Here is a 14013-nt window from a genome sequence, read left to right as displayed (position 1 = left end):
CATGAACAGGAACACATTGAACGCCTTTCGTCACAAGATCTATCGGTGCTTTGGGAAAGCCAAAGATGCCCTGTTCAATCTGGTCGATGCGCTCTTCAGCGAAGCAGCAGCCCGCAGCTTTCCCGAATTGTCGTTCTCGCCGTTCTTTGAGCGGACCTGGGCCAGCTTGTACGAAGCTCTGGAAGACGGTCAGATCGATGCAGCGCGGCTGCGCGAGGTGTTTGTGGACTTCGCGCCCCTGCCTCAAGCAGGCGAGTTCGTGTTTCTGGGCGTGGACACCAGTAACCTGTATCGCCCAGAGGCCGAAACAGCCGAGGATCGGACGCTGGTTCCGATGGCTAATCTGCCCAAGAACAGCCATGCGGCCAGTCCTGGTTGGGTCATGAGCCATGTGGTTCTCTTGCCCACCCAAGCTGGTCAAGGGACCTATGTGCTGGACACGGTGCGGGTGCGTTCGACGGAACTGGCGACAGAAGTTGCTGCTCGCCAACTGCACGCGGTAGTGGCCTTGTTGGTCGCATGTGGGTTGCATCCCATCATCATCGGCGATCGCTGGTACGCCTGCGCGCCGTTTCTGGCACGGCTGGCTGATGTGAGGGCGTGTAGCCTGTTGCGCGTCAAGGGCAATCGGGTGTTCTATCACCCGGCTCCTGCACGTGTTCCCGGTCAGATCGGGGCCAGTCGCAAGGATGGAGACCGCTTCCAATGCAAGGATGAGAGCAGCCACGGGAAACCGGACAAGACCTGGGAAGGCACTGACCCCAAAGGCGCGCGGGTCGAGGTGCGGTGTTGGAAGCACTTGCACCTGCGTCCCGCCCGTTGGGTGGAGGTCTCGGTGATCCAGATCATCCGTCATGGAGCCACAGGCCGTGCGCGTGATCCCAAGATCAGTTGGTTTGTCTGGCAAGGCGATCTGCCTGCTCCTCTGGCTGAAGTCAGCCCGACGTATCGCTTGCGGTATTCGCATGAGCATGGCTATCGTTTCGACAAGCAGGAGTTGCTCTGGGATATCCCTACCCCTGAGCGCACCGAACGCTGGACCCAAGTGGTGGCCTGTGCGCACAATCTGCTGGTCCTGGCTCGTCCACAGATGGTGGGTTGCTATCGACCGTGGGAGACGCGTCACTCGGTGCTGACGTTGACGCAGGTACGACGGGCGATGCCCACCCTTTTGCAGCAGTTGGGAACACCCGCTCGACCACCACAACCACGGGGAAAAGCGCCAGGACGCGCCAAAGGCTTCCATCCCAAGCCCAGGACACGCCGTCCCGTGATCCGTAAAACGAGTAAAAAGCAGAAAAAGAGCAACAACGCCGCCTCTGCTTGAGGGTATTTGACTGATCTTTTTCATCTCTGAGCCATCCATTCTATGGCTCAGTTAGGCTCGTGTTAGTTTAAACGTCAACTCCAAGACAAGAAAATTCTCCTCGTTCCACACGCTCATACAGATGATGCCCCTGGAGAGTGGTGTATTCCAGGTGGAGACGTTGCCTTTGGAGAAGCGCTTCAAGAAGTCGCCATCCGTGCATTGCTTGAAGAGACGGGCTTCTAAGCCCGTCTCGAATACCTGATAGATGTATCTGAACGTATCCGTCCTGAGAACCCTTGGCATTGCATTACTGTGACTTTTTTAGGGAGCGTAACAGGAGGAACGCTCACAGCAGAAAGGACACCGTATGGCGAGAAAAAACCACAATGGTTTACTTCTGAGGAGTTGAAGCAGCTACGTTATCATCCCATCGAGGCTGTAAAAGCTGCTTTTCTTACTAGCTATTTGTAACCTCTTGAGAAGGGAATATATTTTTTTCTTTCCCCAAAGAATCTCTTTAAGGCGCTCCCTGTGGTCATGAACCCACTTTGCTGGTTCAGGTACCCGTTCGATGATACGAGTGCATTTTACAGCTGTTTCTGAGCAGTGGCCTGACTCCAGAGGCTGCTTCATCTGAGAACTCGGTTAGGCAACGTTTCTTGTATCATCAAACGGGTACCTGAATCGTTTTTTGGTCCATGCCAAAGAGTCCCATCCATCTTCTCCTTCTACATTCGTCGACCACTCCAAACTGGGCCAACTCCATCGGGATCACTTCACGCTGCAAATTGGCAAGCAACCTGATCGAAACCACGATTTCTTGGAGAGACAAGGCTTGTTGTGAGACTTTACGCTATGTTACCGTATCATGATGAAAGGATTCTGCCAGAATATGATTCACATCTCACTCTCATAAAAAGAGGCGTGCTTGTTTGGATTTCTCTGAACGGAAGCCCTTATTTTTAGAAGGAGGAAAGCCAACTGTTGCTATGATCAATCAGCATGAGGGGAGTCTTTCACCGGGAGTACTTCGCTATGACATGCATCACCACAAGCTCCAACTCAATGAGCAACTGCTCACACCAGAGATGTGGATCGAAATATGTGTCTTTCATGATTGGATCCCTGGACAAGTACAGAGTAATGCAGCGGGGTGGTATCTTCAAACGCGCAATCACATTGGTATCCGTCTTCGTGCTGGACTCACAGCGCGTGTGTACGTCGCTCAGCTGCCATCTTGTCAAGAGACGCCTTTGCCCTAATTATATGTTTCTTCTCGTTTGTGCATGGCAAAGAGCGATGACTGCGAAACGTTTGGTGCGATATGGCACTATGCCGCTGCATGAGCAAAATAAATCATTTCAAGAAAAAGAATGGTATTGTCAAGATATCATGTGCCGAAGGCACACCACCCTCTTGCAGACATAAAACTGGCCTATTCAGATCGAAAAACATGCAATTGAGAGAAAGTAAGCAACCTTGGGGTAAAATAGTAGTGCATTTTATCTTCCATAAAAAAGGAATGGAATTTACCTATGAATTCTCCCTTGTCGCAAATGCAAACAGCACGGCCCACAACGGCACCACATTTGTTGCAGAATGTCTGGCTCTGGATTGTTACCTATGTCATCGCCAATATCAGCATGGGGACAGCAAGCATGGCGATTATAACGTTTCTTCTGCCGCTGCACATCACAAAAATTGCTCCGCAACAGCAAACGTTTTTATTTTCTCTCGTCGTCACCTGCGGCGCGCTGGCAAATGTCCTCGCGAACCCTCTTACTGGCATGCTGATTGATCGCTCTTCATGGGGCGCACGAAACTATTGTCTCTGGATGCTCATTGGCTCCGTATTTCTCTCGGTTGGCCTCTTGCTCGCAAGTCAGGCTCATACCATTGGCTTACTTACCACCGGAATTGTTGTATCTCAATTTGGTGTCGGGGTTATCATGGCTGCACTTAGTGCCTTCCTACCTGGGGTCCCTATTCGCAGGCGTGCAATCACGTCTGGATTGGCTGGCATGGCCCCTATGGTGGGAAATGTATTCGGGCAAGCATTGGGGGCGCAAACAAATATATCCTCCGCCTATCTATTGCTCCTGGAAGCCTCGATCATGTTTCTTATCGTCTTTCTGTTCTCTTGTCAGGAAAAGGCATTCCATCAAGACTATGCACAACTCGCTCCCGATCATGTTCAGCAACAACGTACGAGCAAACGCTTGCGCCTCACCCGTGACTTCGCGCTCACGTGGGTATCCCGGCTCTTCTTGTTCCTGTCATTCACAACAACCTTAAATTACCTAGCATTTTTCTTACTCGATATCAAGTATCCGCAAACAAGTGGCCAACCACTGAGCACAGGTTTACAGAAATTCTTTCTCTTGTTTACCGCGAGCTTGCTCATTGGCTCGTTTGCGGCTGGATGGCTTTCAGATCACCTACAAAAACGCAAAATTTTTGTCATTGCCGGTTCGCTCTCCGTAATGGTCACTCTGCTTCTCTTTATGCTTACAAGGAACTGGTCAGGTATTCCTCTGCTTGCAATTCTGTTTGGTTTGAGCATGGCAATATTCTTGAGTAGCGATCTGGCACTCGTGACGCAAATTCTTCCAGCGCAAGAGGATGCTGCACGGGATCTGGGGTGGATGAATACATGCATCTTTTTGCCCATGGTCCTAGGTCCCCTTGTAGCGGGGCTAATTTTAGAACAAACGCACAACAGTTATGTTGTTTTGTTTGCAGTCCTCGCATGTTTCGCTGCCCTTGCCGCTGCCATCATGTTCTTTGTTAAGGCACACTAATGACTCGCTTTGTGAAGGAAATGAATGATACTTTCCTTTATTTATGGAATGCGTTGTGTTGAGCGATAATGAGAAGTGCCGATGGCGACAATAAGAAATTCGGTCATGAACGATGCATTTGTCTCGTTCATGACCGAAGATGACCCTCAAAAACAACAGATGTGGAGAGTGTCATGAAGAAAGACAGAGAGATCATGTGGCATGTTGGACGCCATGCTGAGTTTGGTTCATGTGACGACTCCCCACGGCTAAAAGCAGGGGTTTTATGGGCCGGTTTGATAATCTCTTCCTTATTTTGTAATAGTGTCGTTTCAGGTTCACCTGCTGAGTATAGAGCAACCTTCATGACATCTTCTGTCATATTCCTCTTTGAGAACAACAAGCGAAAGCCTGTCTTTAAGCAGAGCTTTCCCCTCGATATGCCTAATGAATGGTTCAATCTTTGTGAAGAGCGTTGTAGCGCTAGTTTGTTGCCTCGGGGAATCATGCGGGATTTCGAGTGAATATCCTGAGCAATATGAGCTCAATTGGTCACTCTTTGATGGGCTTCAAATGGACCAAAATCCGCAGTCAACAAACCAGCGGTAGTGCTGCGTTCCTCATTGGCTCTATCATTACTGCCAGGCAGAGTCTATGGACAAAACATGCCTGCATTGGTTCTAAACCTTGACTCAGCGTTTTATTCATGCCAATGAGGAACGCAGCAGTAGGTACATAGGGTTAGCAAGTGATACTCAAGCGATTATTCTTGCTCTTCGCCTTGAAGTGAAGAGACGTAAACAGGAAGGAGGGCAAGGGCTTAAGCTACAATCGCCTCACCACTGCCGTTAAACGGCATGGCTTGCGGCGGGCTAAAGCCCTTCTCTGTCAGACTCAAAATGGCTCTGAAAGATGACTTTTCTTTTGCGGCAATATACTTGCCTTTAACCAGGTAAATGCATGGTAAAAAGCGTTGAGAGCCTGCGTTTGACGCAAGATGAGTGATATATTGCGCTCCTATTTCCCAGCCAGGCGTGCGATAACTGGTGCAAGAGTTTCCATATGTGGTTCAGTTACTTCAATATTCGAGATGCCAAAGAGCTCACGCCTCTTTTGTAATTCCTCGACCATTTGATCGGTAGTGCCAATAAGTATATGCAAGCAATCCAGAGCCTGTTCAGCCGTTAAGCCTAGATGACTTCCAATTTTTTGAGCAGCAGGCTGTGGATGGTCAGTCGCTGCAGCAATAAAAATGGTTGAACTAAACTCTAGTTGCGAGAAACGCTCTCCCGCTGCCTCGCGTACCCATTGCCGTTTTTCTCTATTTGCATCGGGTAGGGCAGATGTCCAGTCCAGGCCCTTAGAATTGTTACGAGCGACTAGTCCTACGATATCAGCTTCCCGCGCAGCAATTGAAAGAATACGCTTCCCGCCACCACCAACATATATGGGAAGATGTGGTTTTTGCACAGTCTTGATAGTCGTTTTCAACCCTTGAATTTGATAGTGTTTGCCAGAAAATGTCACTTGCTCTTCACGGAAATATGCTTTAATGATTTGAAGAGCTTCTTCAAAACGCGAGATGCGGACTCCAACTGGATCTAGAGAGATGCCAGCCTGGTGATATTCTTCAGCGAGGTAGCCACATCCGAGACCAAGCTGAAAACGTCCTTCTGAAAAGAGATCGAGATTAGCTGCCTGGCGTGCCAAGACAATGGGATAGCGAAAGTCATTACAAAAAACATGGCTACCAATACGTAAAGATGTGGCATCTGCAACTGCCATAAGGCCTACAATGGGATCGACATCAAATCCGAGATGATCTGGCATTAGCAAGGTTGTATATCCAAGATCTTCTGCGCGATGAGCCTTGTCAAGCCATTCCTTGCGTGATTTTGCCACCTCCGCTACAATGCTAAAACGGAATGGACGAATGCTTGTCATAGAAAAGAACTCCTTGTCGTGATGAACAAAATACGCACATATTGGATCGATTGCGTAGGGTAATTGCTCCAGGTCTCCAAAGATTGCTGTTGCTTTAATTGAGGAACAGAGCAGGCTAGTGGTGAAGTATAGAAAGCATCAAGTATTACTACCTCAATTAAAACAAAATACTAAGGTGATACTGGTTCCAATAAGTTAAAACCCATCAATACGGGCGTTTTGAGTGTAACATATATTCTGCCCTTAAACAATAAGGCGCTATTAAAGAGATGAAATTTAAGAGCATCTTTGTAAACTGGTAGAGCCACACTAAGATATTGTTGGCGAATGAGCAGAAGCTACGCAACAGCTACTTGCTTGACAGAAGCGAGCAGCTCTGCAAAACGAGAGGTTGGCGTGGTTGCCAGCTTCGCTTCTGCAATCCAATGACAAGCCCGAAGCATGTTGATGGAGGTCGCTGTTAGAAACGCCTGGAGATTGAGTTTTTTCATGCCAATGTATCGGGATCTGCGTATCTCACAGGTACGTACACTTTGAGCAACGGTTCCTTCAATGCCTGCTCGCGCTGCATACAACGCCCGGAATTCAGCGGTTTCCTGACGTTTTCGAGCCTGCTGAAGTGCCACATAGCTGGCTTCATCTGGTCGCAAAATGAGCACTTTGGCTGCGGTTGACGAGCACTTCTCATGAAGTGTGCAAACCCGACAAAGGGGAAGGGGAAACCGGATACGCAGACTTGGCTTTCCATGTCGATCAGGGATATGTCCCCAATCTCGGCTTGTCTGCCCAGCCGGACACAGGACCTGTTTGGCCTTCCAATCAATGTGGAAGTGGCTATGATCAAAACGCCCAGCTTCTTTTGAGGCCCAACTGGTATCAGGAAGAACCGGCCCAACCAGATCAACCTGGTGGCGATGCTGACTCGTGGCAAGCAGTTCGGCGTCCACATAGCCTTTATCGACCAAGTGCTGGCTGGGGAGAAGTTGCTTGCCAGCCAAGCGTTCATGAAGATTTTCCATGACGTCTCCATCTGGGAGCGTGGATGCTGTCGTGGTGACTTCGAGCACAAAATGAGGCTGATCAGCGTCACATCCTTCGGTAAAATGCACTTTGTAGCCAACCCATCCTGTCTGCTTCTTCTTGCTGTATCGCGCCTCCACATCATATGGCGATTGGATCAAGAGCGCTGCTGGGGGAAGCTCCTGATCTTTTCTCCAAGGCGTTCCCTGCTCATTCGCGTGATACTGCTGGATCCAAATCCTTCGCAGAATCTCTACGGCTGGGAGTTCTTGTAACCAGGCATGGGTTGTGCTGCCCCAGATGCTCTCCAGGAGCCTTCGGCCGTCAGCTCCAATCTGCTCTGCGAGCTCTTGACGCGCTTTCTCGTCCTTTGGTAAACGAAAGTCGCTAAAGCGTGATCTATATCGTTTTTCCCATTCAGGTTGAACACGCTCAAGAAGCCAATCGGGAGCTACTTCTGCCAGGATATTGAGGACATGGCGCATGGCTTCTCCAACACCTTCAAGACGGTTCACAGCTCGAATAGCTGCCAGAACATGCGTTGAATCCGTGCGTTGTTTGCCTCGCGCTTTGATCCAGCCTCGTTCTCGGAATTGAGATAACATGAGATCAAAAAGACGGCGCTCAGCTTGATTAGCCAGGAGACGACCACGAAATTCACTCAACACGGAAAAATCAAATCCTGGATCCTTGATTTCCAAGCGGAAGCGCGTATTTCCAATCAATGCGCGTTTTCACTGCATCCGCTGCTTGCCGATCCGTTAACCCCTCTGCGTATTGCATCACCATCGCCAAAGCGAGCCGCCAAGGGGATTCCGCTGGTTGTCCTTTTGCTGGAAACAGGTCCAGGAAATCTTCATCCTGAAAAAACGTTCCTAATGCATCTCGCATATGAATACATGTATTTCCCTTGGGCAAAATGGCGCGTGCTATCTGTACGGTTTCTTCTGGGACTGGCGGGATCGCTTGTGGATGTAGTGACATGGGTTCTCTCCTGAATGCTTGTCTTTTTTGTGCTCCTTTAGTATCTCATATTTTGCTCCATAATCAATTCGCCAACACTATCACTAACCGGTGGTTGAGCACAATTGCCCCTGACGAAGGCGGACCAGCGGTCGATGACTGGATTGCTTCACTGAGGGAACAGGTAGGTCAGCCTGTTTCTTTCGTCGCCCTCGTCGTTTCGGCTCAACCCACGGCGAGGGAGCGACTTTGTACTGTAAGACCTCGCCGACACACCAGATATGGTCGGTGAGGCCAGCAGCCATTGCAGGTGTGCACGCTCTCCCCATGTGCGTCGATTTGGAGAGTTCTTGATGCGGCCAACAGAAATTGTAGGTGGTGCCAATCAGATACATTCCTGTTTCCAATGGGCGCAGGCGACGTGCACTATGACGGCATTTGCGCGTCAAAGTGGCAAGCCGCTGGCGCATGGTGCCATTCAAGCGTTCAATGAAGGCCGTGTTAAGTACACTTCCTCCTGCCGATTGATGCAACAGACGCTCTGCCTCGGTCTGAGAGCCGTGTGACATGTTACGGGTCACCTCAACCACGTGTTTTTTCTCTGTTCGTTTGATCACCGTTCCAATATGCAGGTCAGGCCAGATGTGCAAGCAGGCCCGTCCTCGCCCTGGTGCCAGCTTCACCTTTTCGCGAAAAGCCCGTTTGATGCTGCCTGGGTAGGCCGCCCAGCCATCGGTACCCACCAGCAGCGCTTTCAACGTCTGGCTGCAACGTCGAACCTGTTGCAGCAGGACATCCGCGAGCTTGCGGTCTCGGCTTAGACGTACCGCCCCAGCAAGCCAGAGGCGGGTGGAGACCATCATCGCCAATCCCATCCAGGCGATGATCTTGCATCCTTTGACACGAATCTCATCTGCTTGCACATGGGTCAGATCGAGCTGTCCTGTTTCGACCACGTCTTGATGAACCCGCTGACAATGAGCACCTGCTCTATCTCGCCAGGACGCAACGGTACGTTCATCCAGACCAAAGGCATGGACAATGGCTTGAATAGGACAGCCATAGGACAATAAGGTCACCACGATGACGATCAACTCTGTTGGCTTGCGAAGCCCTTCCACCATGGTTCCGCGTCGCTGGCTAAAGGTCTTGTGACAGCGCGTACAGCGGTAGCGCTGCCGTTTGCGATCATGAATGGTGATATTGCCGGCCCCTGTTTGCCCTCTTGCGGAGCACGCCACATTGGGGCAAAATTGTTTCGACGGCTCCATTGGGCTAGATCTGTGGGTTTGCATACACATATCTTGCCAATGGGGCCTGATTTTTTCAAGTTCCTCCCAGTTTCACCAGTTAGTGCGGCTCTACCTGTAAACTTGTATTCTGTTTTTAATAGTGATAATTACCTTATAAGAGAGCGTTTTTAAATATTAAAATTGAATTTGTGGTGGCATAAGTTTAATCAAAAAGGTTGAATATCATGATTCTAGCGCGAGGGTCAGTGTCTTTACTTAGATGTTGCAAAAAGGTAACAATTTTGGCTACGTTTATAAATTGGGAGCTGATGGCCATGAGTAGCTATTTTGTAGAGTTTCTTGACAGAAAGTACCAAGTTTCCTAACATGATCGTTATGACGTAAAGCAAGATTCTGAGGTTAGGCATTGATGAGAGCATTCCAATTTTTATCTTCTGTTTTATCCTTTTGCATTAACTGTTAATGTTTCTCTAAAATTTTCTTATTTCGAATTGATAAGCAGAAGAAACAAACTTGTGTGTATTTCATCGAAAAGCGTGTTACCTGATAGGATAGGTAATAGCAGCTAAAAGGGAAACTTGGGAATTGCTTAGGAAAGTAAATTATATACTGACTTTCTAATCTAGCTGCTATCGTACCTTTATTATTTTTGTTGCCTGATTCTTCCTCATATTTTGCTAACATACCTGGGTAAAGGAGCAAAGAAATGGCACGCCAGGAACATCTTTATGTTCTCAAACAGGGAACGAACTACTGGAATCAATGGAGACAGGCAAACCCAAAGATACAGCCTGATTTGAGCAAAGCTAATCTCAGCCGGGCGGATTTGAAAGGGGCTAATCTTAGTCAGGTTAACCTGAGCTTTGCCAACCTTATTTCTGCGAACCTCGAAGGTGCCAACTTGAAAGATGCTAATCTCAGTATCTCAATTCTTCGCTCCGCTAATTTGACGACTGCAGATCTCAGTAACGCGAATCTGACCGGCGCTGATGTCACGGATGCCGATTTGAGACAAGCTAATTTTAGTTTTGCCAATTTGCAAGCAGCGAATCTTACCAGAGCAGATATGCGAGGGACAATTCTTGAAGCTGCTAACTTAGATGGAGCTATACTTGACAATGTAAAAAGGCGATCAGGTCTTAGGCGTATCTTTGGTGGCGGTGATTAAGCGCCCTTGCACACTAGGGATTTTTGGGAGAAGATATGTATTTATGACTGTAGTGTGGCTGAATACTTCTCGAAGTGCACCCAGCCACATTTTACGTCATTCTACTTGGCTATTTAGCGATATTTTTTTCTCTCTACATTTGTTCTAGGCTGTTGTGGAGATTTCTCCTGCGCGGGAACTTGTTGGCTGTTTTTGGCCGGGTTTGAAAGAGATGTGCTGCCCATAAGCTCCAAAATAAGTGGGTCCAGGTGTGTTCCTGTGCGGTTAAATTTAATAGGCTGACCATACTTGGCTTTTTGGATAGCTTCCACCAGACGTGCTGTTTCAGCTCTGGCGCGCTGGAGCTCGTTTTCCGCCTGGTTCAAGCTCTGTAGCCGTGCTAATAAGTTATTGAGCGAGTAGCCAATCTTCCAAAGAACGTTCTCCTGCTTCAATGGTGTGCGCGCAGAGAAGTTACCATTAGCTACCTCTACATGCGTTTGCAAAATTTGTTGAATCCCCTCATCCAACTGCTGTTTTAGCGTAATTTCTTGTTGTTGTCGCTCTACCTCGCGGCGTTCTAACTCTGCTACAACTTCTGCACGATCAGCTCGTTTGATGGCATAATTTGCACTTGTTACCCATAGATAGGTCACAATAGCCACGATGATTTGCAACGTAATAGGTCGCAACAACAAATCGTAATGATTGGCTGTCAAAACGGCAGCGAATTCGTTAGTATGTGGCAGGAGTTCGATAGTGGCAACGATAAAAGCACAGTGAAGGAAAAGCATCAAAAATACTGTGCCCGGAGGTAACAATGTGACAGCTACAAACTCAGCTTGGACTAGCAGATCATATTGTGGTAAGGCGTAGGTTGTCAGTCCCCCTGAGCCAAGAGCAGGTCCAAGAATAGAGAGAACGAGTCCTACCTCAATGCCGACAATGACCAGAATCCCAGCGGTGGTAATTTTACCAGCTCTATTAAAAATGAGCGCTATGATATCAATGAACACGGGAATAAGCAAAATAAAGACTAAGGCCTTATTTGTTCCGAAGATAGCTGTGGGCTCGGCTGCTAGAACCAGGAGAATAACCACAAGCAAGGTTGCACTGGTGAGTCTGCCACGACGAGATATATCTCGTTGCTGGAGGGTAGCATTTGCAGGTGCTGGTTTGGGAGCGGTGAAGCGATACCACCATCGTAAAGGACTTACATCCTTCTCAACAGTCTGGTCAATCACTGATATCGTTGATTGCCCGCCTGCATTGTTCTGATTGTCATAAGGGAACTGATCCTTATGAGCTGTGAAGAAATCTCTACTCACGAGATTTAATCTCCTCTACTAAGAGTGACAAAATTACGGGAAATACTTTGAATAGAAGGATTCATATTTATGAATGCAGCGATGCAATAATTGCCTTGAATATTTGGATAGACAAAGTACATGGACATCGTCGATCAAATCTAAGAATGGAGAGATGAGCTCTCGAATTTCAGACCGGACTTCTTTCTAATTTCAATATGAACACCTTCTATCGCCAACTAGATATGCAATAGTCCTTGCATGTAACTCCTCTCTTGCTTTGTCAGTATTATAATACCAAACTAGGCTTGACAGGTCAAAAAAAGCAGGCTTGAGTATAAATTTTTATTGATATCTGGGTATTAATAACTTACTATGCTTTATGTGCCTGTTTGGGGCTTTTAGTTGCATAGAGGCAATGACAGCGATTATCGAAAAAGTGGCGGCAATGACCCCGAAGGCCAGGGTAAAGTTATTTTTTTGCTCCTCAAGGAGTAGCCCAATAATAGGCGGGCCTGCGATTGCTACTGGTGATGCCAATATTGCTATTAGGCCCTGGGCAACGCCTGAACCTATGGGGCTTGTTTTCCCAATAGCCGATGCGGTACTAAAAATCGCGGCGTAGGGCAGTGTTGTGCCTAGTGCGAGCAGAAGTAAGCCGATGCAAGCAAGGGGAAGAGAAGCGATTGGTAGTGCCAGGACACCTAAGCCAAGAAAGGCCATAATTGTTCCCGCTCGAATGAAGTGCAGTGGCTGACGAGTGCGCGCTAGCAATAAACCTCCCAAGGGCCGGAAGACAATGCCTGCGAATAAGCCGATTGAGCCAAATCCTGCTGCGAGTACGAGAGGTAAATTGTACTTAGTCGTAAAATATATGGCAAGCCAGGCCGTAATAGCGTTCCCCAGGCCGAACGTACCCATATTTGAGAGGCCTAGCGCCCAAATAGCAGGCGAGCGAATACCCGTCACAGGATTGGCTTGCTGGTGTGCTTCTCCAATATGATCAGATTTATTTGACGGAACAAAGAACCATACCACGAAAGCCAGAATACCTAGACCTCCGCTGACGAATAGTGCACCTTGCCAACCAAGAGGTCCTAACAGTTGTGGCGTGACGAAGAGTCCAAGCCCCGCTCCTAGTTGTGCCACTCCTCCATTCAATCCCTGACCTAAAGCTTCATACCGTCCTAACTCTGATGTGGCATGGGAGCCAGCCACCAACGCTGCGCCAGCTCCTAAGCCAATCATAGCCCGGCAAACTACCATCCATGTAAAATTAGGGATTAACGGAAAGAGTAGCGAACCAGCGCTAACAAGTATGAGTGAGCCAAGCATAGTTAAGCGTGACCCAAAGAGATCCGCCAGGAGGCCGCCAGGAATATTTGTGAGAGCAATACCCAGAAAGAGCAACGTCGAAAAAAGCCCAATCTGACCACTATTGATGTGTAGCTCATTTTGTAACACTGGTATAAGCGGCCCATAATTAGTAAAGTTGACACAGACTGCTATCGGGGCTATGCAAATGGCAATGAGCCGCCATGCTATTTGACGACCATTTCGTAGCGAAGGTTTAGAGATGGCCAGGTGCTCTTTGGGTGCGGGCTGTTCTATCAGTGTCTGAGATTTAGCTAGCGTCTGAGATTTAGCGCGTGTAAGGTACTCCTGTTTTGCTCTAGGTGGAGTCTGGATAGTTTGTACCTTCGTCTTCAATTGATTACTAGTTTTTTGCTGTACTAGTTGTTTGTATTTTCTTCGAGGTCTAGATTTTGCTGTGACCTTGTATTTTTCAGTATTTCTACTCAACCGTAAGGCCCCTCTAATTCCATTTTAAACAATCATCTCATCTTCTTATTATAAGAAGATAGTGCTTGCGGAGCTATAAGTCAATTTATTGTTACTTATAAGTACCAATGTAGTATAAGTATATGCCAACGGCACTGCTTTTACTGAAGAAAATAGCAAAATAAGTTGGCCTAGTTTATAACTTCTTTTGAAATTCTCTGGAATTAATAAGTGCTTAGAGTTAACAATTTGCTTTAAAGTGATTCATATTGTGTCAATTTGTCTGAAGAGTTATTTGTGGATTTCAAGATTATTCTACATTATATACCGCATAAGATACAAATAGCTTACACGCTTGACAGATGGCATATAGATCTGTTATTTTGAACTAAAGGTCGCGCTTGGTGGGCAGCTAAAAGAGTTTTTATCCTGTTGGGGAAGGAGTCTATTAGGAATGCTTGTTTCCTGATAAATACTCTCTCTCCTTTTCTTCATAGAAATTAGTAAT

The 14013-nt window shown here is 47.7% G+C and carries 9 protein-coding genes and 1 pseudogene; 5 read left to right on the top strand and 5 right to left on the bottom strand.

All coding sequences use genetic code 11. The annotated features are described in order from the left end of the window. The first annotated feature begins 1 nt into the window (after window position 1). The 4 genes from JMJ16_RS01515 (at window position 2) to JMJ16_RS01500 (ending at window position 4110) form a co-directional block, all read left to right on the top strand. Window positions 2-1327, top strand: coding sequence for a transposase (locus JMJ16_RS01515; RefSeq protein WP_201377871.1), 1326 nt, complete (start codon window positions 2-4; stop codon window positions 1325-1327). Between the two features lie 93 nt (window positions 1328-1420). Next, a complete protein-coding gene (locus tag JMJ16_RS56630; protein WP_201382687.1) occupies window positions 1421-1552 on the top strand; it encodes an NUDIX domain-containing protein in 132 nt (43 codons plus the stop codon). Between the two features lie 746 nt (window positions 1553-2298). Then, window positions 2299-2571, top strand: a complete 273-nt coding sequence (locus JMJ16_RS01505) for a DUF5348 domain-containing protein (protein ID WP_201377869.1) — start codon at window positions 2299-2301, stop codon at window positions 2569-2571. A gap of 273 nt (window positions 2572-2844) precedes the next feature. Further along, a complete protein-coding gene (locus tag JMJ16_RS01500) occupies window positions 2845-4110 on the top strand; it encodes an MFS transporter (RefSeq protein WP_201377867.1) in 1266 nt (421 codons plus the stop codon). A 996-nt stretch (window positions 4111-5106) separates the two neighbouring features. On the opposite strand, the gene JMJ16_RS01495 is transcribed toward JMJ16_RS01500, so the two are convergent. From JMJ16_RS01495 to JMJ16_RS01485, 3 genes and pseudogenes are all read right to left on the bottom strand, one after another. After that, window positions 5107-6033 (bottom strand): TIGR03621 family F420-dependent LLM class oxidoreductase, encoded by a 927-nt coding sequence (locus tag JMJ16_RS01495; protein ID WP_201377866.1) that lies wholly within the window; start codon window positions 6031-6033, stop codon window positions 5107-5109. Window positions 6034-6371: 338 nt separating this feature from the next. Then, window positions 6372-8037: pseudogene (locus JMJ16_RS01490) on the bottom strand (IS1182 family transposase). Between the two features lie 83 nt (window positions 8038-8120). Next, window positions 8121-9311: a hypothetical protein gene (locus JMJ16_RS01485; RefSeq protein WP_236601114.1), complete on the bottom strand. Its 1191-nt coding sequence runs from the start codon at window positions 9309-9311 to the stop codon at window positions 8121-8123. 664 nt (window positions 9312-9975) lie between these two features. Here JMJ16_RS01485 and JMJ16_RS01480 point away from each other — a divergent pair. Next, a complete protein-coding gene (locus tag JMJ16_RS01480; RefSeq protein WP_201377860.1) occupies window positions 9976-10437 on the top strand; it encodes a pentapeptide repeat-containing protein in 462 nt (153 codons plus the stop codon). 113 nt (window positions 10438-10550) lie between these two features. Here JMJ16_RS01480 and JMJ16_RS01475 read toward each other — a convergent pair whose 3' ends face one another. Together JMJ16_RS01475 and JMJ16_RS01470 are read right to left on the bottom strand one after the other, a co-directional pair. Beyond that, entirely contained in the window at window positions 10551-11744 is a 1194-nt protein-coding gene (locus tag JMJ16_RS01475; RefSeq protein WP_201377858.1) for a hypothetical protein, read from the bottom strand. Window positions 11745-12068: 324 nt separating this feature from the next. Next, window positions 12069-13433 carry a nitrate/nitrite transporter gene (locus JMJ16_RS01470; protein WP_201377856.1) on the bottom strand — a complete coding sequence of 455 codons (1365 nt, stop codon included), beginning with the start codon at window positions 13431-13433 and terminating at the stop codon, window positions 12069-12071. Between the last annotated feature and the right edge of the window lie 580 nt (window positions 13434-14013).

The sequence above is a fragment of the Ktedonobacter sp. SOSP1-52 genome (assembly GCF_016587395.1).
This window is presented reverse-complemented; position numbering and strand designations above follow the sequence as displayed.